A 21,687-nucleotide genomic window follows, 5' to 3' on the forward strand; every position below is an offset into this window, starting at 1 on the left:
GAAGCTATATATGCGTCACGTTCAACACACGAGGTCGCTGTCATGTCGTCCGCCCCTGCCTATTCAAGCGATGTTGCCTTCACGCCGACGGTAAAATCGATCCAGGCGCGCAAGGGTTCGCGCGCCGGTTATGCCAGCATGGAAGAGCGTGGCTCGTGGCGGACGGGGTTCACTCCCGATCTCGTCGCCTTTATCGAGAGCCAGACCAGTGTTTTCCTTGCCACCGCCAATGCGGAAGGCCAGCCCTATATCCAGCATCGCGGCGGCCCGGCGGGGTTCATGCACGTTGTCGATGACCATACGATCGCCTTCGCCGACTTTGCCGGCAATCGGCAGTACATCACGCAAGGCAATCTGGAAGACAATTCAAAGGCCTACCTTTTTCTCATCGACTACCGTACGCGCCAGCGCGTGAAGCTTTGGGGCGAGGCCGAGGTGGTCGAAGACGCTGAACTCACCGCAAAGCTCATGCCGGAGAACTATCGGGCCCGCCCGGAACAGGTGATCATTTTCAGGGTTGCTGCCTGGGATGCGAACTGCCCGCAACATATACCCCTGCGATTCGAGGCTGCGGAGGTCGAAGCAATCGTCGCAGGGCGCGACGTAAGGATCAAGGAGCTCGAGGCCGAGGTAGCACGTCTGCGTAAAGCACAATCCTCGCAGTAACCCAATCGATTTTCGGCGGGATTTGCAGGCTGTTGCCCTGCTGCCACGCAGGTGAAATAGGCGGTCTGCAACCGGCAAAAGTAGCGAGTTGTTAACCTTGGTTTTCTATTCAAATAGGGAGCCCATCGGGTAACACCACACCATTCCGTTTGCAGGCATCATGCGCATCCCAAGAACAAATTTTCCAATTAAAACAGACGAATATGAGTTCGAGACCGAATTGGAGCGGGTGCCGAATCGCGTCCCTCCATATGAGGCACCGGTCGCTGCGCCCGCGCCGGCACAAGCGCCGCTACGCGCCGCCGAGCCGCCCCGCCGTGTGAGCGCCCAATATGAACCTGTCGACGTGCGCCGCAGCATCACGCCTGCGGCGCCGGCCCGTCCGGTATCCCCCGCCATACGCCCGCAGCGGGTAAACCCGATGAACGCTGACGACCCGTCGCTGCCGATCTCCAAACGCATGTTTTCGCTTTCCGAGAACGTCCGGTTTACCCGTACGCCCGACAGCGAACTCCTGAAGGGCAAGCTGCCGGAGATCAAGCCGGCGCCTCGGCCGGCCGCGTCCACAGCCAAGCCCACTCCAATCGCTGTGCCGCAAGCACCCGCTGTTCCGCAACCGCCACACGTCGCGGCAGCGCCGCGCCAGGCACCCGCACGTGTACAGAAGGTACCCGCGCCCGTTCGGGCCGCAGACGTGGAGCAAGCGTCGCTACCGCCGGTAAGCGCCTCGCCCCTCGCCTATGTGTCTGATTTTGCCTTCTTTGATTCGATGGATATTCCCCTCGATACAGCGCCGAAAATTGTCGCGCCGGCCCGGCCGAACCCGAAGCCGGCCTTCAGCCTTGATGAAATAACCGCCCGGTTTCGCATCGTCGAGTGCACGCCGGCAGGTGCCCTGGAGACCGAGCCGAAGCGTCGGCTTGTGGCACCGCCACTGGATTCCGAGCCGGTTGAAGAAAGGCTCATCGAAACGTCCGCGCCGATCGTAGCGGAAGTGATCGAGGCCGAGATCGTTATGGACACCATCGAACCCATAGTCGTGATCGAGGCCGAGCCGGCCCCGGTCGTCATTGCACCGACCCAAACGGCAAAGCGGCGCGACATAGTACGCTCCGCACAGCCGCTCGCGCCCCGCCCGTTCGCGCTTGCACCGGCTGCGGACCGTGCGATTGCAGCCACGCATTCGGGCGGATATGAGAAGCCGCCGGTGACGCTGCTCCAGGAGGCGGTGACGCAGGATGCGGTCACGATCTCGCAGGAGACGCTGGAGCAGAATGCCGGCCTCCTCGAGAGCGTTCTTGAGGATTTCGGCGTGCGCGGCGAAATCATCCACGTTCGGCCGGGGCCGGTCGTGACGCTCTATGAATTCGAACCCGCCCCCGGCGTAAAATCCTCCCGCGTCATCAACCTTGCCGACGACATTGCGCGTTCGATGTCGGCGCTCTCGGCGCGCGTAGCGGTCGTCCCGGGCCGCAACGTGATCGGCATCGAATTGCCCAATACGACGCGCGAGACGGTTTATCTGCGCGAAATGGTTGCCTCGGAGAATTTCGACAAGACCAAGTTCAAACTCGCGCTTTGCCTCGGCAAGACCATCGGCGGCGAGCCGGTGATTGCCGAACTCGCCAAGATGCCGCATCTCCTGGTTGCCGGCACGACAGGCTCGGGCAAATCCGTCGCCATTAACACCATGATTCTGTCCCTCCTCTACCGGCTGACGCCGGACGAGTGCCGGCTGATCATGGTCGATCCGAAGATGCTGGAATTGTCGATTTATGACGGCATTCCCCACCTTCTCACTCCCGTCGTCACCGACCCGAAAAAAGCGGTCATGGCGCTGAAGTGGGCGGTGCGCGAAATGGAAGATCGCTACCGCAAAATGTCGAAGCTCGGTGTGCGCAACATCGACGGTTTCAATGCGCGCGTAACCGGCGCGGCCGAAAAGGGCGAGACGGTCACATGCACGGTGCAGACCGGCTTCGACAAGGGCACGGGCGAGCCGATTTACGAGCAGGAAGCCATCGATCTGAAGCCGATGCCGTTCATCGTCATCATAGTCGATGAAATGGCCGATCTGATGATGGTCGCAGGCAAGGAGATCGAAGGCGCCATCCAGCGCCTGGCGCAGATGGCGCGCGCCGCCGGCATCCATCTGATCATGGCGACGCAGCGCCCGTCCGTGGACGTCATCACCGGCACCATCAAGGCGAATTTCCCGACCCGCATCTCCTTCCAGGTCACCTCCAAGATCGACAGCCGCACCATCCTTGGCGAACAGGGCGCAGAGCAACTACTCGGCCAGGGCGATATGCTGCACATGATCGGCGGCGGGCGTATCTCCCGCGTCCATGGTCCCTTCGTTTCCGACGAGGAGGTCGAGAAGATCGTGGCGCACCTGAAGGCGCAGGGCCAGCCCGATTATCTCGACACGGTGACGGCGGACGAGGGCGAAGAGGAGGAGCCCGAAGCCGAGGACAGCGCCGTGTTCGACAAGAGCGCCATGGCGGCCGAGGATGGCAACGAACTCTACGACCAGGCGGTCAAGGTGATGCTGCGCGACAAGAAGTGTTCTACCTCCTATATCCAGCGCCGCCTCGGCATCGGCTACAACCGCGCGGCATCATTGGTCGAGCGGATGGAAAAGGAAGGTCTGGTCGGGCCCGCCAACCATGTCGGCAAGCGTGAAATCCTGCATGGCCGCAGGGAAAGCGCCGCGATGGACGATGTGGACTAGCGACCCATTTAAACGCAAAAAGGCCCGCGCCGGTGAAGCGCGGGCCTTTGTTTGTGAAGGATTTTAAGCGGCGTCCTGAATCGCTGAAAGCTTCCAGTCCGCATTGGGCTTGCGCATGAAGGTCCAGACTTCCGTCGTCTGGCTCGGCTCCTTCTCGTCGCCATTGACGATACGGCCAGTCTCGCGGTCGACCATGGAATCGATGCTCGAATAGCGCATGGCGGTCGTCGCATATTCCGTATCGCCTTCGGCCCAGGCTTCGGCGATATCCGCCTGCAGCAGCTTTACGCTGGAAACGCTGTTGCGCAGGCCATCGGTTGCGTTCTGCCCGAGTTCCTCGGCGAGATAGGACATGGCTTCCGGCGTCGTCAGCTTGCGCAACGTGGCATAATCTTCCTTGCCATAGGCAGTCTGCACTTCCGTCAAAAGCTGCTCGAAACGGTCGAGATCATCCTGTTTCAGGCCGATCTCGTCGCCGCCCGGGGAAGCTGCCGCCGCTTGATAGCCGCCACCATTACTGTAGTTGGCATTCCCCGCCGCACCTGAACCCGAACCGATCGTCGGAATTCTGAAGGACGCGTTTGAGGGCGCATTGCCTTCGGCGCTGCGGCCGAATGCAGGCCCGCCTGCCGGCGCCATGGTCGTCTGGCGCGAGCGGAAGAAGCGCATCGCAAGCATCACCACGCCAATAAGGAGCCCGATCTGCAGCAACATGCCGAGGAACCCGGCTGCACCGCCGAAGCCGTGGCCAAGCAAGGTGCCGATCAGGCCGCCGACCAGCAGACCGCCGATGAGTGAGCGGCCCATGCCGCCGAAAAGACCCGGACGCTGCTGCTGGCCCAATTGCGGCTGTGCGGCAGAGGGCTGGGCCGCATCGGGCCGCGGGCTCATGCTGCGCTCGATTGGCGCTGCCGGAGCCGGCGCCGTGCGCGTCGGCGCGGGCGCCTGAAACGTGCGGGCGCCGCGGCTGCCAAACCCGCCGCCACCACGCCGGGCGTCAGCGTCATGGACAACGCTGAATGACACCGCCATGCCCAGGGCAAGAATAGCGGCAATCCGGCTTAAGCGGTTTAGAACGGGCAGCATGCAACAGTCTCCTCAATCATGTTACGAAACATCTGTTGCGCCGCATATGGTGAAAGCCGGCGGGCTTTTGAAGGATCGGCGGCAAGTTTTTCGCTGGCGTCGTGTTGAAAGCGTGCTTCCTTGGGCTCTCGTCCCGAGCAAGCACTCTTGCGGCAACCAGCGAAGCGGCGCCTGTAAATAACACCATCCCGGGCATCGTCGTATTCTCGCCACATCAACCGCTAGGCTTGATGCCTGCTGTTGCGATGGCGCGGCACTTAAGGGGAATGGGTTCTCTTCTACGATCAGCCGACGTTGTGGATCAGGTCTGCAGCGAGACACGAATCTCCAGATGAGGGACCGAACTATTGGTTCATCAATGCGTCGTAATACTCGTGCTCTTGACGTTTTTCGCCTTGCTGGGAGCGCTTGCGCTATTTTCAGACAATAACGGTCCCCTGCGGCAGTCGCCACAGACGACCGTTGAGTCGCCCCTTTAGGCAGGTCTCAAATACCCGCATACCATTCATAGCCTCGGTCCTCCCAAAAGCCGCCCTTCCCGCCCCAAATACCCCTGAAACTGTCGGTGAGCTCGATGCGCATCACATATTTGGCGTGCTTGTAGCCGAGTTGGCGTTCAACGCGCAGCCGTAGCGGCGCGCCGTGCGCCACTTCGAGTTCCTTGCCGTTCATGGCATAGGCGAGGATCGTCTGCGGGTGCCAGGCGTCGACGAGATCGATGCTCTCGTAATATTTGCCGCTGCCATCGAGGGTCTGCTCCAGTTCGTCTGCGCAATAGAACACCGCATACCGCGCGCCGGGAGCAAGCCCCGCCTTTTCGAGTATCAGGCCAAGCGGGACACCTGTCCATTTGCCGATTGCGCTCCAGCCTTCGACGCAATCGTGCCGGGTAATCTGCGTCCGTGACGGCATGGCTTTGAGGTCAGCCAGCGAGAGCTCCAATGGCCGCTGCACCATTCCGTTCACGACGAGTTTCCAGTCGGCGAAGTTGGTTTCCCTGAGCTGGGCATACTCCTCGCTGCCCGGTTCCGACGTGCCATTCGGCTTGAACACCGGTGAAAGATCGGCTTCGCTGAATTCGCGCGCCAGGGGCTGGTGCCCCATCAAGAGTCGCTGGGCTCCCATTGTCAGCGATTCTGCCCGTTGCAGTATATCGTTGACGGTTGTGCTCTGGACGAGCGCGTCGCAGCCGGTCAAAAGCCCGGTCGCCGCAACGCTGGAGCCGATGAGGAAGCGGCGGCGGGTCAGGTCGATGCTCATGTCGACTTTTCCTTTTCAGGCTCGACGCGCAGCGCATAATAGCCGGTGATCATCGAGCGCAAATTGTTCCAGACGCCTGAAACCAGCACCATCACGATATGGACGATGACAAAGGCGACGAGGAGCGAGGCGGTAATGAAATGGATGGTCCGCGCCGATTGGCGGCCGCCGAAGAGATCGAGCAGCCATGGAAAGATCGCGTTGAACCCCGGTGACATCGTCAGCCCCGTGAGGACCATGAGCGGCAGCAGGACGAAGATCACGCCGACATAGGCAAGTTTTTGCAGGGCGTTGTAATGGCGGGCCGCTTCGCCTTTTGGAAAGCGCAGCCGCGCATGTTCGGCAACCTCGTGGGCAAGATGGCCCGGCGTCAGTTCGGTTCGGGTCGGCGCAAGATCGCGGCGAAAATGCCCGGCGAGAAGGCCATAGATGAGATAAACGAAACCATTGATGACGAAGAACCAGGCGAAGAAGAAATGCCAGCGCCGGCCGGTGGCAAGGTCCTGATAGCTCGGAATCGTGATCCAGGACGGGAAGGCGCGCGGTGCAAGTTCGCCATCGACGATCGATGCACCGAAGACCCCAGTCGTCGGAAGAGAGATGGAGCCGATACGAGTAACGCCCTTGATCGTATCGCCATCTTCGACCGCGCCGATTGAAATGAACGATGGATCGGGTCTCGCATCGGCGCCGTATTGCCCCCAGTAAAGCGCCGGATGGGCATTGAAGATTTGCAGGCCGCTCATCAAAAGAAAACTCAGGCAGAGGACGTTGAGCCAATGCGTGATACGCACGAGCACCGAATGCCGATAGAAGAGCACCTTGCGCGACTTCGCCGTTTCGGATTGTGCAATGCTTGTCATGGACGGCCTCCAAAGCCGAAGCGGCTGCAATTATGCGTGGCGAACTCACCCGCCACGCACGATCTCCATGTTACTTTTTCTTGGGCGCCATCGTGCCCATGGCATCTGAGGTGCCGCTCTTCTTCATCATTGTATCGGATTTCATTGTATCCTTTTTCATCGCCATCTGGTCGCATTCCTTCATCATGGAATCCTTCTTCATGGCGTCCTTCTCCATGCCCGCATGCTTCATGCAATCGGATTTGGTCATCGGCTTCATTGCCTCCGCGGCCGATGCCGCGTTTGCCCCGGCAATGCCGGCGCCAGCAATGAGAGCCGAAACGGCGATGCGGCGAATGAGAGTGTTCATGGGTGTTCTCCTTTGGTTTGAAGTAGATACGGTGCGACGCGTCCTTTAGTTTCGGGACACATTCCGCGTCCTTGCCTCCCGGTCGTTGCCGGAAATTCTCTGCTCTCGCTGTCACGCCGGCTGTGCGCCGGTCACATGAAGCAGTTCGCGGTGAGGCACGGATCGGTTACAGCATCACGCATTGGTGATCATTCTTTAGTGGAATACGGCGCAAGCCATTGACGCGCCGGCGGCTTGGCTCTCATCTGTAACCTTTTCGCCATGCCTGCGAATAAAGGATGAATGAGAGTGCTTTCGCTCGAGACGCGATTGAAGGAACTCATGCTCGCCAGCCTTGCCGGCGATGCGCGCAGCTATGGAGCCCTTCTCAACGAGGTGGCGAGGCATCTGCGCTTTTATTTTTTGCGGCGGCTGTCCGATGCGCACAAGGGCGATGCCGACGACCTGGTGCAGGAGACGCTGATGGCGCTGCACACGCGGCGGGCAACATATGAGATCGACAGGCCCTTTACGGCCTGGCTGTATGCTATTGCGCGTTATAAGCTGATCGACCATTTCCGGCGCAACCGCATCCGGGCCACTGTGCCCCTCGACGATGTGGAAGACCTGTTTGCGACGGATTTATCCGACGCTGCAAGCGACCGCATGGATGTCGAGCGGCTGCTTGAAGCGGCGCCGGAAAGAACGCGCGATCTGATCCGCCGCACCAGGATCGAAGGACAGTCCATCGCCGAGGTGGCGGAAAGCACTGGCCTTACCGAAACGACGGTCAAGGTCAGCATACACAGAGGAATAAAGGCCATAGCGACGAAGCTCAAAGGGCGGGCTGCCAATGACGACAAATGACCTGATTGCGCGTCTTATGGGCGAGTTGAAGCCTGTGTCACCCATGGCCGTCTTCGGCCGCGTCGCTGCGGGGCTCGGCCTTGGCTCCATCGCCTCGGCGCTTCTCATGTATTTCTGGCTCGGCCTGAGGCCTGACATGGCAACAGCCATGGGCACGACGCCGTTCTGGGTCAAGTTCGCCTATACGCTTGCGCTTGCCGCCGCTGGCGGCTGGGCGGTAAAGCGCATCGCCCATCCGCTCGGCAGCATCCGCGTCAGCCTTGCCTTGATGGCGGTAGCAATCATCGTGATCAGTTTCCTCGCCTTTGCCGAGCTCGCGGCAACGCCCCCCGAACAATATATGGCAATGATGAAGGGCCGTTCGGTCAGCGTGTGCACGTTCAACATCGTCATGCTCTCGCTGCCCCTGCTCATTGCAGCATTCTGGGTGCTGCGCGGCCTTGCTCCAACGCGGCTGACAGTTGCGGGCGCCGCTGCCGGCCTGGCGGCCGGGGCGATCGCCTCATTCGTCTATTCGTTTCATTGCACTGAAAGCGGCATGCCATTCATCGCCATGTGGTACACGCTGGGCGTGCTCGTAACCGGCCTCATCGGGGCGATAGTGGGGCGGTATGTTCTGCGGTGGTGAGTCCCTGGGCGTAGTGTGACGCGCTACGCCTTCATCAGCCACTCGTGTTCGGCAGCATTGTGGAACTTCCAGGTGCGCTTCGGTCCCGCCATGACATTGAGATAGTAAAGGTCGTAGCCATGACAGGCGGCGCAGGGATGGTAACCCTTTGGCACCATCACCACGTCGCCATCCTCGATCGCCATAGCCTCGTCGAGCGAGCGATCATCCGTGTAGACCCGCTGGAAACCGAAACCCTGCGGCGGATGGAAGCGATGGTAGTAGGTTTCTTCCAGATAGGATTCGGCCGGCAGATTGTCCTGATCGTGCTTGTGCGGCGGATAGCTTGATGTATGCCCGCCAGGCGTTATGACCTCTACTACCAACAGCGAATCCGCTGGCTCGTTCTCCGGCAGGATGTTGGTGACATAGCGCGTATTGGTGCCCTTGCCCCGCGTTTCCTGGCCGAGATCGTCGGGGGAAATAACCCGCACCGGCAGTCCGCCGCCAAGGCCCGGCGCCGAACATACCGCAAGCTCGACGGCTGTCTCGGCGACGACGGACCATTCTGCGCCTTGCGGAAGGTAGACGGACCAGGGCTTGCCGTCAAACGGCGACAGGCGGGTTCCAAGGATGCCGAGATCTTCGCCATCGACGACCACCCTGCCCTTGCCGGTCACGAAGACGAGGCACACTTCCTTGTCGCCCGTGGTGCCGCTCGCAGATTGGCCCTCGTCCAGTTTGTGCAGGTCGAAGCCGACATAGGTCCAGCCCGCGCTTTCCGGCGTCACATGCGCAACACGTCCCTTGCCGGGCGCTGCCTTGATGAGCAATTTCGACATGCCCTACTCCTTCTTGTTCTCAGGGTCCGGCTGCTGCTCCGACGCATCGTAGATAATGAAGAACTGCCAGACGCCGTAGCCGGCAAATCCGAGCGCGATGACACCCCAGAACGGCGTGCCGGTGGCGAACTCGAAGATCGCCCACGCAACACAGAAGGCAACCACGGCAATACGGCGCCACAGCGGACGGAAAAACGGATGGTTCGAGTCCTTGATCAAGCGAGACCTGCTTCCTTGATGAAGCGGCGGAGATTGGCGCATCCAAGCTTCGAATAGACAGCCGGATCGGCCTTCTCCGGATCCTGCTCAGCCTCGACCACAACCCAGCCGCTGTACCCTTTCAGTTCTTTCAGAACCCGAACATAGTCGATCATGCCGTCGCCAGGAACCGTGTAAACGCCGGCAAGGACGGAATCGAGAAACGACCAGTCCTCGCGGTTCGAGCGCCACATGACATCCTCGCGAATATCCTTGCAATGGACATGGCTGATGCGCGCCTTGTAGTGGCGTGCAAGCCGCGCCGGATCGGCGCCGCCCCACGTCGCATGCCCCGTGTCGAGAAGAAGGTGCACCGGTGCGCCGGTGGCTTCCATGAACCGGTCGATCTCGCACTCGGCCTGAACCACTGTGCCCATATGGTGATGGTAGACGAGTTGCAGGCCGTAAGTCTGCTGGATCGCCTCGGCAAAGCGCGTGTAGCGCTCGCCAAACACCGTCCAGGAAGCCTTCTGCAGGACGGGTCGGGCCGAGAGCGGCATATCCTTGTTGGAGTGGATGGCGTTGGACGTCTCCGCGGCGATCAGCACCGAGCAGCCCATATCCTTGAGCAAGGTCGCATGTGCCTTTGCGGCTTCAAGTTCCGCATCGACATCGCGCAGCAGGAGTTCTGTGGAATACCAGCCGCTGACGAGGCTGTGGCCGTAAGATTCGAGAATGGGCCGCAATTTGTCGGCGGTGCGCGGAAACTTGTTGCCGAGTTCCATGCCGGTGAAGCCGGCCGCCTGCGCCTGCTCGAGGCAGGTCTCCAGCGGTATGTCCCCGCCGATCTCAAGCATATCGTCATTGGACCAGCCGATTGGGTTCGCCCCGATGCGGATCATTCTTTCATTCCTTTGGTTCTGGGTTGATTTGAAATTGTAAATCGGCGCCGTCGCTTCGCTTCGACCCTGCCCACAAGTGGAGGGTAAGGGCAGCGACTTGCCTGATCAATCACCAACCCGTTGCAGTTTCTGTTTTGCTTCGTAGTTCCGCCGCGCATCGTTCACCTGGCTGCGCGCACTGACCTCCGGTACGGCGACATCCCACCAGAAACCGCCGTCCTCGGTCGAGATCAACGGATCGGTATCGATGACAACCACCGTCGTTCGGTCGTTCTGCTTGGCGCGTGCCAGGGCACTTTCGAGCTCCGCGATGGAGGCTACCTTTTCGGAAATGGCGCCAAGACTGCGCGCATGGGCAGCAAAGTCGATGTCGGGCAGAACCTCGTGCTTCGTATCCTTGAGAAGATTGTTGAAGTTCGCTCCACCGGTGCCCATCTGCAGCCGGTTGATACAGCCATAGCCGCGATTGTCGAGCAGCACGATGTTGATCTTGTGGCCGAGCATGACCGAGGTCGCGATCTCCGAATTCAGCATCAGATACGAGCCGTCACCGATCATCACCACGACATCGTCGTTGGGCTTCGCCATCTTCGCGCCGAGACCGCCAGCGATCTCGTAGCCCATGCAGGAAAAGCCGTATTCTGCGTGGTAGGAACCGGGAGCGCCCGCCTGCCAGAGTTTGTGCATTTCCCCCGGTAATCCGCCCGCAGCGTGCAAAACGGTCGCCTGCGCGCCCATGGCGCGTTGCACGGCGCCAATCACCTGCGCGTCGGAAGGCAGAGACGCATTGGTCGGTCCCGTCACCTTGGCCGCCGCCCGCTGCCATTCTTCCTTGCCGCCTTTCGCATTTCCGGTCCAGTCTGCCGGGGCGCGGTAATCCTTGAGGGCGGCCGCAAGCTCGGCGAGCCCTTCCCTGGCGTCGGCGACAAGCGGCAGCGCCCGATGTTTTGTCGCGTCGAAGGGCTGGACGTTCAGTCCGATGAAGGTCTTCTCCGCGTTCTGGAACAATGCCCAGGACCCTGTGGTGAAGTCCTGAAGCCGCGTTCCGACGGCGAGAATGACATCCGCCTCCTGCGCGAGCCGGTTAGCCGCCGAGGTGCCCGTCACGCCGACCGCGGCCATGTTGAGAGGATGCACGTCCGGCAACGAGGACTTGCCGCCTTGTGTTTCACAAACGGGTATACCGGCCGCTTCGACGAATGACGCAAGTTCGTTCGATGCCTGCGAATAGATAACCCCGCCGCCCGCGATGACGAGCGGTTTCTTGGCCGATTTCAGCGCGGCAACCGCCGCAGCAAGCTCGTCGCGATCCGGCCGCTGCCGGCGTCGAGTCCAGACGCGTTCCTCGAAAAAGCTTTCCGGATAATCGTATGCCTCAGCCTGCACATCCTGGCACAGTGCAAGCGTCACCGGTCCGCACTCGGCCGGATCGGTCAGGACGGCCATGGTGCGGGCGAGCGCCGGGATGATCTGTTCGGGACGAGTGATGCGGTCGAAATAGCGTGAGACCGGACGGAAGCAATCATTGGCCGAAACAGTTCCGTCGCCAAAGGACTCGACCTGCTGCAGAACCGGATCAGGCACCCGGTTTGCGAATACGTCGCCGGGCAGTAGCAGGAGCGGCAGGCGATTGACATGCGCCAGTGCCGCCGCAGTCACCATGTTGGTGGCCCCGGGTCCAACCGAACTCGTCACCGCCATCATCCGCTGGCGGAAGCTCGCCTTGGCAAAAGCGATCGCCGCATGCGCCATCGCCTGTTCGTTGTGGGCGCGATAGGTCGGAAGCTCCTCCCTCACCTGATAGAGCGCCTCGCCGAGGCCCGCGACGTTGCCATGGCCGAAAATCGCCCAGACCCCGGCAAAGACCGGCACCTTTTTGCCATCGACCATCGTCATCTGGCGGCTAAGGAAACGCGTCAGGGCCTGCGCCATGGTCAGGCGTATCGTCTTGGTCATCTCAGTCTCCTCCCGGGAAGTTCGCTATCCCGACGCTGGCAATAATAGTCCTATGCCGCCTGCCGGTCGCGGCTGGCAAGCCAGGCCTTGGTCAATTTTTCGAAACGGCCGGCCATGTCGTCGATCGCAGCCTCGTCCGAGATCCGTCCGGCGAGCCAATTCTCCGCCGCGTCCATGAACAATGTCCGCCCGACGGCAAAGCCCTTGACGATCGGGGCACCAGCGGTGGCAACGAAAGCCGCCTCAAGTTCGTCATGTGGCGCTTCAAGTCCGAGGAGTACGACACCACGGCACCACGGATCGTTCTTTTCGATCACGGCTTCGATTTTCTTCCAGGCGCCAGCCGATGCCTGCGGTTCGAGCTTCCACCAGTCCGGCTTTATGCCGAGCGCATAGAGTTCCTCAAGCGCCTGCGGAATAGTGTTGTCATCGACCTCGCCATGCTTGCCGGCGATGATTTCGATCAAGAGCTCGCGGCCGACCTTGCGAGCGGCCTCGAAGAGTGACCGCAGCTTCGCCTGCTGCTCTTCCTTCAGCGCCGCCGGATCATCCGGCCGGTAGAAACACAGGCACTTGATGCAATGATCGACCGGCCATTCCGCCAGTTGCGAACCGATGTCCTGTGAAAACTCGAAGCGCAGCGGGCGCGAACCCGGCAGTTCGACCGGACGCCCGAGCCAATCGAAATTGTGGCGGGCGAATTCGAACATCGCCTCCCGGCCGAACTTCTCGTCTATAAGCATACCGTAGCCGCTGCGCCCATCTGCAACCTTGGCGGCGGCCTTCACCGCCAGCTCCTTGAAGGCCTCAATTTTATCAGCCCCCGCGCCGAGCTTCTCTGCCAGCGCCTCGAGCTGGACGCGGTGATCGATCGCAAAAGCCATCATTGCCGGAATATCGCGGCGGCGCGTCGTCGCCCAATGGACGTGGTTTATCGCCTCGTCCTTGCGCAGCGCATGGTAGCGGCTGCCGTGTTCGAGGAAATATTGCAGTTCCTCATAAGTCGGAATTTCCGGGGCGCATAGCAGCCTCGACACGGCAAAGGCGCCGCAGGCATTCGCCCAGGTCGCGGCGGTGGCAAGGCTTTCGCCGCCGAGCCAGCCGCGCAGGAAACCGGACATAAAGGCATCGCCGGCGCCGAGCACGTTAAAGACCTCGATCGGAAAGCCTTTGCCGACGATTCCGTCCTCGAGGTCATCGGATATGGCGCCTTCATAGACGATACAACCCATGGGACCGCGCTTGAGCACGATGGTCCCGCTGGAAAGGGCGCGGATCGCCTTGAGGGCGCTCAAAAGATCGGCTTCGCCCGAGGCGATCAGCACTTCTTCCTCGGTGCCGACAATGAGGTCGCAATCGGCGAGAACCGTTTTCAGATGGTTGGAGACCTTGTCTGAGGCGATGTAACGGCTGTCGCCAGCCCCATGACCGGCAAGGCCCCAGAGATTTGGACGGTAGTCGATATCAAAGACGACCTTGCCGCCGGCTTCCTTGATCAGGCGAATTGCCTTGCGCTGCGCTGCATCGGTATTGGGCTTGGAAAAGTGCGTGCCGGTCACGACCACGGCGCGCGCCGACCAGATGAATTCCGGATCGACATCGCTTTCATCGATGGCCATGTCGGCACAATTCTCGCGATAGAAGATGAGCGGAAAGCTCTTGTCGTTTTCCACCGAGAGGATGACGAGCGCCGAAAGCCGTTCCGGATCGGTGATGACGCCTTGCGTCGCAACGCCTTCGCGCTGCAGTTGCTCACGGATAAAACGCCCCATCTGTTCGTCGCCGACTCGTGTCAAAAGCGCCGAGCGCAGTCCGAGCCGCGCCGTACCGACAGCGATATTGGTGGGACAGCCGCCGACGGACTTGGCAAACGAGGCAATGTCCTCAAGCCGCGAGCCGATCTGCTGGCCGTAAAGGTCAACCGAGGAACGACCGATCGTTATGACATCAAGCAGCTTGCTCGTATCAGCTCCGTCCATGATGGTCCTCCCGATATGCTGATTGTCCCGCTCGCTGAGCCTAGGAATTTTGCCATATGAAATAATAATTCTATCAAATCGTCAATATGGAATGTCTGTTCTTTTTGTGTTTCGCTTTCAACGAGGCGCTTCTATGTGTATAGTGTGGGGACTATATACACATCGGAGCCACCATGCGCACAAATATCGAACTCGATGACGAGCTTGTCGCGAAGGCGATGAAACTGACAGGGCTCTCCACAAAAAAAGCTACAGTCGAGGAAGCCCTTAGGCGGCTCGTGCGGCAGTACGATCTCAAAAGATCGCTCGATGAAATCGTTGGCATCGAATGGGAAGGCGACCTCGACACCATGCGTGACGGCCGCAATCGAGATGATTTCGAATGATCGTGGTGGACAGTTCGGTGTTTACTGCGCACATGCGCAACGAACTCGTTCCCCCGGTACAAAAGCTCCGTTCGATTTCCGATCTCTCCACAATAATCGTCGGGGATATCGTCCTGCTCGAACTGTTGCAGGGCACGCGCACGGAGGCTGCGGCGTCGGCTCTGGAGGCACGCTTACGCAGATTTGAGGTCCGTAACATGTTGTCGACGCGCATCGCCATAGAGGCGGCGCGGAACTATCGGCACTTGCGGCAACGCGGCATCACTATCCGCAAGACCATCGATATGATCATTGCGACTTATTGCATCAATGAGGGCCACTATCTCCTGCACCACGATCGGGATTTTACTCCGATGGCGGAGCATCTGGGACTAAAGGTTCTTTGAACCTAGGTATTTCGGCGCTTCTCCGCGACACTGACAGTCAGAGCCATTGCCAGTGCCATGGTGCCGGAGAGGGAGCGGAAGCCGGAGAAATCGCCCTCCGCCGCTTCGAACCATACGCTCGCAGACTGGGCAAGTGGTGAGAAGGCGCTGTCGGTAATGGCGACAACCGGAACATTTCGGGCCGATAAGGCCGCAGCATGTTCGATCGTGGCAGAAGCATATGGCGAGAAGCTGATGGCGATGGCGGCATCGCGGGGCCCGGCAAAAGAAATGATCTCAGGGTCGATACCGGCGGTCGATTCGATCAGCTGGTTGCGAATTTTCAGTTTGCCGAATGCATATGCCATGTAGGCGGTTATCGGATAGGAGCGTCGGCGCGCAAGGAGATAGATCGTCTCGGCACCCGATAAAATGTCGACCGCCCGTTCGAGAACATCCTCTTCCACATTATGGGAAATCGTTTCGATCGAATGCGTCGCTGCCGTAAGAAAGCCATTCAGTATCGTGCGGTTCTTCGAAAGGCCATGCGTATCACCCCGCAGGGCCGATAGCCGTTCTTCGTACGATGTTTGCCGCTCGCGCAGACGTTCCCGAAACACCGCCTGAAGGCTGGTAAAGCCGTCGAAGCCCAGATGCTGGGCAAAGCGGATGAGCGTCGACGGCTGCACGCCCGCTGTCTGGGCGATACTTGCGGCGGTGCCGAAGGCGATCTCATCGGGATTGCTCAATGCGTAAGCCGCGATCTGCGCGAGGCGTTTGGGCAGCACTTCGCGGCGATCGAGGATCATCGTGCGTAGCGCATCGAAATCCCGCGGCAGGGCCGCCTCGTTGTCCATGCTCGCCACCCCTATCCTTTCCCGCAACTGGTGCCCGCCGCGACAAAATATTTATATCGAGACGGATCAGTTATTCCATTTACTCCACTTATAGATTATTTCAATCAGGAACTGCAAGCGATGGGAGAGAGCGATGCTGGGTGTTGGGCTGATCGGAACCGGCTTCATGGGCAAATGCCATGCGCTGGCGTGGAACTCGGTTCGCGCCGTCTTCGGCGAAGTAGGGCCGGTGCGGCTTGTGCACCTCGGTGAAGCCAACGCCGAACTTGCAGTGCGCCGCGCTGGCGAATTCGGGTTTCAGAAGGGCTCCGGCGACTGGCGCTCCGTGATCGAGGACCCGGAAGTCAATGTCGTTTCGATCACGACGCCAAATCAGTTTCATCCTGAAATGGCAATCGCCGCGCTGGAAGCCGGCAAGCACGTCTGGTGCGAGAAGCCCATGGCTCCGCTTTTCGCCGACGCCGAAGCCATGCTTGCGGCAGCGAAGCGAAGCTGCAAAGTGGCCGCACTCGGGTATAACTACATCCAGGGACCAGCGATCCGCCACATTCGCAGGCTCCTGGCCGAAAGGATCATCGGCGAGATCAATCATCTGCGCATCGAGATGGACGAAGATTTCATGGCCGACCCCGATGCGCTGTTCAACTGGAAACACGCATCATCATCAGGCTACGGTGCGCTCGACGATTTTGCGGTGCATCCCCTGTCGCTGCTGTTTACGCTGTTCGGCCGCGTGTCGCGCGTGATGTGCGACATGTCCAGGCCCTATCCAACGCGTAAGACGGAGGATGGCAGCGATCGCGCCGTGGAGACCTTCGACAGCGCCAGCGTGCTCATGCACATGGAAAACGGCGTTGCGGGAACGTTGCAGGTCAACCGCTCGGCCTGGGGCCGCAAGGGGCGTATCTCACTGCAGATTTTCGGCTCAAAAGGCTCGATCCTGTTCGACCAGGAGCGCGCAAATGAGTTTCAGCTCTACGTGACCTCGGATCGGAAGACTGAACAGGGTTATCGTACGATCCTCACGGCGCCGCATCACGAGCCCTATGACCGCTTTATCCCCGCGCCCGGCCATGGGCTTGGTTTCAACGATCTGAAGATCATCGAGTGCCACGAACTTATCAAGCGCATCAATGGCGCGCCCGCGCATTTGATCGAATTTGCCGATGGGCTCGAGATCGAGCGGACGGTCCATGCGATGGCCCGTTCCTACCAGGAACAGCGTTGGGTGGACGTCCGATAGCCCGCCGGCGCAACTTCGTTCAACCTCTATAACGTGTTGCGTTATAGTACGAGTTCGATTACCGTTTCGGGATGATCCAGAGCTTTGCAGACCGCGAAACGCAGTTGATTTGGTCTGGCATCAGAAGCCGCGAGTTGCCGTCTGATATTCAGGCTGTCGCCTTGCGAAAGCTGCGCTTGCTTAACCAGGCGCGCGTGATCGATGACCTTCGGATCCCTCCCGGGAATCGACTTGAGGCACTCAAAGGTAATCTCGCCGGGCAGCATTCGATCCACATAAATGATCAATGGCGCGTCTGTTTCAAGTGGGCGGAAGGAGGGCCACGCGATGTCAAAATTATCGACTATCACGACTGAAGACAACTTGTTGCCGAACCCGCATCCCGGTGAGATTCTGCTGCACGAGTTTTTAATGCCGATGGGCCTTAGCCAAAATGCGCTGGCGCGAGCGGTTCATGTCCCGCCGCGACGCATTAATGAAATCGTCCTGGGCAAGCGCGTAGTAACTGCTGATACCGATCTTCGGCTTGCCAGATATTTCGGCATATCCGAAGGTTTCTTTCTCGGGCTGCAGGCCGATTATGATTTGCTGAAACGGCGGCGTGAAATCGGAAACGACCTCGTTACGATCGAGCCTAGAACAGCTTGACAGAACTTGGGATTCCACCCTCCCCGCGCCGGGGAGGGTTTCGCCAAGCATGGCTTATAGAGTGATGGTTCGACCTTCCTTTACCGAGCGCAGAGCTGCATCTGCAAGCGCCAATGCCTTGAGCCCATCGTCGCCGCCTGGCGCGGCCTTGGATCCCTTGACGATGGCGTCAATGAATGCAGCGATCTCATTGGCGTAAGCTTCGGTGTAGCGCGTCATGAAGAAGTCATGCAGCGGCGGGCGGGTATAGCCGCTGCCGTTCGCCACTTCGATCGAGACCGGCCGCTGGTTCTCGGCCGAAACCATGCCCTTCGAGCCATGCACTTCGATGCGCTGGTCATAGCCATAGGTGGCGCGGCGCGAATTCGAGATCACGCACTGCTTGCCCGAAGCCGTCGATAGAATGACGCTGACGCTGTCATAGTCGCCAAGTTCGCCGATCTTCTTGTCGACCAGCACCGCGGCATGCGCGGTGACGGCGACCGGCTCCTCGCCGAGGAGGAAACGGGCCATATCGAAATCGTGGATCGTCATGTCGCGGAAAATGCCGCCCGAGCGCGTGATATATTCCGCCGGCGGCGCACCCGGATCACGCGAGGTGATCGTGACCATCTCGACATCGCCTATCGCGCCATCGTCAATCGCCTTGCGCACTGCCGCAAAGTGCGGATCAAAGCGCCGGTTGAAGCCCACCATCAGCGTTGCGCCGGTTTCCTGAACAACGTTCAGACACTGTCTGACGCGCTCGACGTCGAGGTCGATCGGCTTTTCGCAGAAGATCGCCTTGCCGGCGCGCGCAAAGCGCTCAATCAGTTCGGCATGCGTGTCCGTCGGCGTGCAGATGATCACCGCGTCGATGTCCGCAGCCTTTTCAATATCGTCGATGCTGCGGATTTCGCAGCCATGTGCCGTGGCAAGGTCCTTGGCAGCCTGTTCGAAAGCATCCGCAACGGCGACGAGCTTCGCCTGCGGGTTTGATGTGACGGCCTTCGCGTGAACCTTGCCGATGCGGCCCGCCCCGAGCAGGCCAAAGCGTACAGTCATTTTCAATACCTCTTTAAAGAAGCCCGGAACAAACCCGGGCGTTGTTATCCGCCCCCTGCCGTGATCCCCCGGGCTAGACCCGAGGACTCAAAGGAAGCAGAGCGCGTATTTGCTTGGATCCTGGGGGGCAAGTCCGGTCCTCGGGTCAAGCCCGAGGATCGCAGTGCGAGTCTTTACCCCTATACCTTGCGCTTCTTCTGGCGGTACACGTCAACGATAACCGCTGCAACGATAATCACGCCCTTGATAATTTCCTGGTAGTAGGCATCGACCCTGAGGAAGGTGAAGCCGGAAATCATCACGCCGAGGATGATGGCGCCAATAACCGTACCGGTGATGCGGCCGATACCGCCCGTCAGCGATGTGCCCCCGATAACCGCAGCGGCAATCGCGTCAAGTTCGTAGGTAACGCCCATGCCGGCCTGTGCAGTCTGGGCACGTGCGGCGGTGACGATGCCGGCAAGCCCTGCCAGAAGACCGGCAATGGCATAGACCTTGATGAGATGGCTCTCAATATTGATACCGGAAACGCGCGCAGCCTGGGCATTCGCGCCGATCGCATAGGTGAACTTGCCGTAGCGCGTATAGCGCAGCGCAATGTGAAAGACGAGCGCAACGACCAGGAAAACGACGACCGGCCAGATGCTGGTGCCGATGAAATTGAACTGATCGGTCAACCCTGAAACCGGCGAGCCTTTTGTATACCACTTGGCCACGCCGCGCGCCGATACCATCATGCCGAGCGTCGCGATGAAGGGCGGTATCTTGGTATAGGAGATCAGCCAGCCATTGACGATGCCGGCGAGGAGACCGATACCAAGGCCAACGCCGATCGGGATAAAAAACGGCAGGTCTGTCAACGCAGGATAGACCGGCCGTGCCCATGTGGAGGATTGGGCAAAACTTGCGGCGATCATCGCCGTCATGCCGACCACGGAGCCGGATGAAAGATCGATGCCGCCGGTAATGATGACCTGGGTAACGCCGACGGCGATAATGCCGATCACCGAAACCTGCAGAATGATGATGCGCAGCCGCTGGACATTCATCAGAAAGCTCTGACCGGCAAAAATCCAGCCCAGAATCTCGAAAATCAGCGCAATACCGATAAGGACGAGGAGGATATTGACCTCAGGCGGCAGGCGCCTGCGGCTTCGCGGCGTTAAAGGGGGTGTCGTTGCCTTGGCGGTTACAGGTTCGCTTGTCATTGTTCGTTCCTCCCCGGCGCGCTCACTTGGAAGCGAGCTCCATCACCTTGACCTGGGTTGCTTCGTCTCGATCGAGAAATCCGGTTACGCGGCCTTCATGCATCACCATGATGCGGTCGCTCATGCCGAGCACTTCCGGCATTTCCGACGAAATCATGATGACGGCGACGCCCTGTTTGGCGAGTTGGGAAACAAGGCGATGGATCTCCGCCTTGGCGCCAACGTCGATGCCGCGGGTCGGCTCGTCGAGAATGAGAATTTTCGGGTTCGTCAGGAGCCAGCGGCCGATCAACACCTTTTGCTGATTGCCGCCTGAAAGGTTTTCGACCTTCTCTTCAAGGCTCGGCGTCTTTACCCGCAGCGTATCGCTCATTGTCTTGCACGCCTTGGAAATCTGCCTTTCCGCAACGAAGCCATATTTGACGAAGCGGTCCTGAAGGACGGCGATCTGCATGTTCTCAAGCACATCGAGAATGAGCAGGCAGCCGGTTTCCTTGCGGTCTTCGGTGATGAACGCCATGCCATGGGCGATCGCCTTGTGGGGCGTATCGATCTTTACGTCCTTGCCGTTGATGGCGATGGTGCCTGTCGTTGCCGGCGTCACCCCGAAGACCGTCTCCGCCACATTCGAGCGGCCCGAGCCGACCAGTCCGGCAATGCCGAGGATCTCGCCCGCGCGCACATCGAACGAGATATCGTGGAAGACGTTTTTCAGTGAAAGGTCCTTTACCGAAAGCACCACATCGCCGATCGGCACCGTTTCCTTCGGAAACATCTGCGTAATTTCGCGCCCGACCATCATCTTGATGATGTCGTCGCGGGTAACGTCCGTCGATGCGTGTGTGCCGATAAAGCGACCGTCGCGGAACACCGAAAACTCGTCGGCAATCTCGAAGAGCTCGTTCATCTTGTGGGTGATGTAGACGATGCCGATACCCTGCGACCGCAGATCGCGAATGATGGCAAAGAGATGCTCCACTTCGCGCTCTGTCAGCGCCGAAGTCGGCTCATCCATGATAAGGACGTCGGATTCGTAGGAGACCGCCTTGGCGATTTCGACCATCTGCCGGTTCGCGACGGATAGGTCGCGCACCTGGCTGTCGGGATCAAGGTTGATATTGAGCCGCTGGAACAGCTCTGCGGTCATGTCGTGCATCTTGCCATGATCGACGAAGCCGAACCCGTTCTTGGGCTCGCGCCGGATCCAGATGTTCTCCGCCACGGTCATGAACGGCATCAGGTTGAGTTCCTGATGGATCATGGCGATGCCGTTTTCGAGCGCATCGAGCGGCGATTTCAGGCGGATCGGCACCCCTTTGAGGAAGACTTCGCCCTGATCTGGAATATATATTCCAGCGAGGATCTTCATCAGGGTGGACTTGCCGGCGCCGTTTTCGCCCATGAGCGCGTGCACCGTGCCCCGCTTCAACCGGAACTGGACATTGTCCAGCGCGAGGACGCCCGGAAACTCCTTGCGGACGTTTTCCGCATTCAGGAGATATTCGGCCTGCGGTATGGCGCCACTGGCGCGCACCGCCGCCATGGTCGAGGGACTGACTGCCATGATCATCTCCTCCCAGAGAGGCTCCATTATAGACCGGAACGCATGAAAACGATGCGTTCCGGATCGTCAAAAGGCGTTGAACGG

22 protein-coding genes are annotated in these 21,687 nt (G+C 59.8%); 9 read left to right on the top strand and 13 right to left on the bottom strand.

The window, feature by feature from the left end:
• Nucleotides 1-42: 42 nt before the first annotated feature.
• Both BM074_RS18375 and BM074_RS18380 read left to right on the top strand, forming a co-directional pair.
• Nucleotides 43-666, top strand: coding sequence for a pyridoxamine 5'-phosphate oxidase family protein (locus BM074_RS18375; RefSeq protein WP_091923924.1), 624 nt, complete (start codon nt 43-45; stop codon nt 664-666).
• Nucleotides 667-826: 160 nt separating this feature from the next.
• Nucleotides 827-3,400, top strand: coding sequence for a DNA translocase FtsK (locus BM074_RS18380; protein ID WP_091923926.1), 2,574 nt, complete (start codon nt 827-829; stop codon nt 3,398-3,400).
• 63 nt (nt 3,401-3,463) lie between these two features.
• Here the strand turns inward: BM074_RS18380 and BM074_RS18385 are convergent, their stop codons facing one another.
• The 4 genes from BM074_RS18385 to BM074_RS18400 form a co-directional block, all read right to left on the bottom strand.
• The gene (locus BM074_RS18385) at nt 3,464-4,486 is read right to left on the bottom strand and encodes a Tim44 domain-containing protein (RefSeq protein ID WP_091923927.1); all 1,023 of its coding nucleotides are present in this window, start codon (nt 4,484-4,486) and stop codon (nt 3,464-3,466) included.
• A 486-nt stretch (nt 4,487-4,972) separates the two neighbouring features.
• A complete protein-coding gene (locus tag BM074_RS18390; protein WP_091923929.1) occupies nt 4,973-5,746 on the bottom strand; it encodes a molybdopterin-binding protein in 774 nt (257 codons plus the stop codon).
• A complete protein-coding gene (locus BM074_RS18395) occupies nt 5,743-6,609 on the bottom strand; it encodes a cytochrome b/b6 domain-containing protein (RefSeq protein WP_091923931.1) in 867 nt (288 codons plus the stop codon). The genes BM074_RS18390 and BM074_RS18395 overlap by 4 nt, the downstream gene beginning before the upstream one ends.
• Nucleotides 6,610-6,679: 70 nt before the next feature.
• On the bottom strand, nt 6,680-6,958 hold the full coding sequence (locus tag BM074_RS18400; RefSeq protein ID WP_051614385.1) for a hypothetical protein: 279 nt from the start codon (nt 6,956-6,958) through the stop codon (nt 6,680-6,682).
• A 288-nt stretch (nt 6,959-7,246) separates the two neighbouring features.
• On the opposite strand from BM074_RS18400, the gene BM074_RS18405 reads away from it, so the two are divergent.
• Together BM074_RS18405 and BM074_RS18410 are read left to right on the top strand one after the other, a co-directional pair.
• Nucleotides 7,247-7,804: a sigma-70 family RNA polymerase sigma factor gene (locus BM074_RS18405; RefSeq protein ID WP_091923934.1), complete on the top strand. Its 558-nt coding sequence runs from the start codon at nt 7,247-7,249 to the stop codon at nt 7,802-7,804.
• Complete coding sequence (locus tag BM074_RS18410; RefSeq protein ID WP_091923936.1) at nt 7,791-8,432, top strand: NrsF family protein; 642 nt, start codon at nt 7,791-7,793, stop codon at nt 8,430-8,432. Before BM074_RS18405 ends, BM074_RS18410 begins: the two co-directional genes overlap by 14 nt.
• A 23-nt stretch (nt 8,433-8,455) precedes the next feature.
• Here the strand turns inward: BM074_RS18410 and iolB are convergent, their stop codons facing one another.
• The 5 genes from iolB to iolC all read right to left on the bottom strand — a co-directional run bounded on the left by iolB (nt 8,456) and on the right by iolC (nt 14,288).
• Nucleotides 8,456-9,253 carry a 5-deoxy-glucuronate isomerase gene (gene iolB / locus BM074_RS18415; protein WP_091923938.1) on the bottom strand — a complete coding sequence of 266 codons (798 nt, stop codon included), beginning with the start codon at nt 9,251-9,253 and terminating at the stop codon, nt 8,456-8,458.
• Between the two features lie 3 nt (nt 9,254-9,256).
• Nucleotides 9,257-9,469: a hypothetical protein gene (locus BM074_RS18420; RefSeq protein WP_027229580.1), complete on the bottom strand. Its 213-nt coding sequence runs from the start codon at nt 9,467-9,469 to the stop codon at nt 9,257-9,259.
• The gene (gene iolE, locus BM074_RS18425; protein WP_091923940.1) at nt 9,469-10,353 is read right to left on the bottom strand and encodes a myo-inosose-2 dehydratase; all 885 of its coding nucleotides are present in this window, start codon (nt 10,351-10,353) and stop codon (nt 9,469-9,471) included. Before iolE ends, BM074_RS18420 begins: the two co-directional genes overlap by 1 nt.
• Nucleotides 10,354-10,458: 105 nt before the next feature.
• Nucleotides 10,459-12,309: a 3D-(3,5/4)-trihydroxycyclohexane-1,2-dione acylhydrolase (decyclizing) gene (iolD, locus tag BM074_RS18430; protein WP_091923942.1), complete on the bottom strand. Its 1,851-nt coding sequence runs from the start codon at nt 12,307-12,309 to the stop codon at nt 10,459-10,461.
• Between the two features lie 50 nt (nt 12,310-12,359).
• Nucleotides 12,360-14,288, bottom strand: coding sequence for a bifunctional 5-dehydro-2-deoxygluconokinase/5-dehydro-2-deoxyphosphogluconate aldolase (gene iolC, locus BM074_RS18435; protein ID WP_091923944.1), 1,929 nt, complete (start codon nt 14,286-14,288; stop codon nt 12,360-12,362).
• 173 nt (nt 14,289-14,461) lie between these two features.
• Here iolC and BM074_RS18440 point away from each other — a divergent pair, with 173 nt between their 5' ends.
• Complete coding sequence (locus BM074_RS18440; protein ID WP_091923946.1) at nt 14,462-14,674, top strand: type II toxin-antitoxin system VapB family antitoxin; 213 nt, start codon at nt 14,462-14,464, stop codon at nt 14,672-14,674.
• Nucleotides 14,671-15,060 (top strand): type II toxin-antitoxin system VapC family toxin, encoded by a 390-nt coding sequence (locus tag BM074_RS18445; protein ID WP_091923948.1) that lies wholly within the window; start codon nt 14,671-14,673, stop codon nt 15,058-15,060. The genes BM074_RS18440 and BM074_RS18445 overlap by 4 nt, the downstream gene beginning before the upstream one ends.
• Before the next feature lie 2 nt (nt 15,061-15,062).
• On the opposite strand, the gene BM074_RS18450 is transcribed toward BM074_RS18445, so the two are convergent.
• Nucleotides 15,063-15,896 carry a MurR/RpiR family transcriptional regulator gene (locus BM074_RS18450; RefSeq protein ID WP_027229576.1) on the bottom strand — a complete coding sequence of 278 codons (834 nt, stop codon included), beginning with the start codon at nt 15,894-15,896 and terminating at the stop codon, nt 15,063-15,065.
• A 133-nt stretch (nt 15,897-16,029) separates the two neighbouring features.
• On the opposite strand from BM074_RS18450, the gene BM074_RS18455 reads away from it, so the two are divergent.
• The 3 genes from BM074_RS18455 (at nt 16,030) to BM074_RS18465 (ending at nt 17,787) form a co-directional block, all read left to right on the top strand.
• Nucleotides 16,030-17,139, top strand: coding sequence for a Gfo/Idh/MocA family protein (locus BM074_RS18455; RefSeq protein WP_091923949.1), 1,110 nt, complete (start codon nt 16,030-16,032; stop codon nt 17,137-17,139).
• Between the two features lie 71 nt (nt 17,140-17,210).
• Complete coding sequence (locus tag BM074_RS18460) at nt 17,211-17,495, top strand: type II toxin-antitoxin system RelE/ParE family toxin (protein WP_091923951.1); 285 nt, start codon at nt 17,211-17,213, stop codon at nt 17,493-17,495.
• Complete coding sequence (locus BM074_RS18465) at nt 17,467-17,787, top strand: HigA family addiction module antitoxin (RefSeq protein ID WP_091923953.1); 321 nt, start codon at nt 17,467-17,469, stop codon at nt 17,785-17,787. Before BM074_RS18460 ends, BM074_RS18465 begins: the two co-directional genes overlap by 29 nt.
• A gap of 54 nt (nt 17,788-17,841) precedes the next feature.
• Here the strand turns inward: BM074_RS18465 and iolG are convergent, their stop codons facing one another.
• The 3 genes from iolG to BM074_RS18480 all read right to left on the bottom strand — a co-directional run bounded on the left by iolG (nt 17,842) and on the right by BM074_RS18480 (nt 21,603).
• A complete protein-coding gene (gene iolG / locus BM074_RS18470; protein ID WP_091923955.1) occupies nt 17,842-18,831 on the bottom strand; it encodes an inositol 2-dehydrogenase in 990 nt (329 codons plus the stop codon).
• Between the two features lie 179 nt (nt 18,832-19,010).
• Nucleotides 19,011-20,039: an ABC transporter permease gene (locus BM074_RS18475; RefSeq protein WP_091923957.1), complete on the bottom strand. Its 1,029-nt coding sequence runs from the start codon at nt 20,037-20,039 to the stop codon at nt 19,011-19,013.
• A gap of 22 nt (nt 20,040-20,061) precedes the next feature.
• Complete coding sequence (locus BM074_RS18480) at nt 20,062-21,603, bottom strand: sugar ABC transporter ATP-binding protein (protein ID WP_091924049.1); 1,542 nt, start codon at nt 21,601-21,603, stop codon at nt 20,062-20,064.
• Nucleotides 21,604-21,687 lie beyond the last annotated feature (84 nt).

This window comes from Phyllobacterium sp. CL33Tsu, from assembly GCF_900113985.1.
GTDB classification, from domain to species: domain Bacteria; phylum Pseudomonadota; class Alphaproteobacteria; order Rhizobiales; family Rhizobiaceae; genus Phyllobacterium; species Phyllobacterium pellucidum.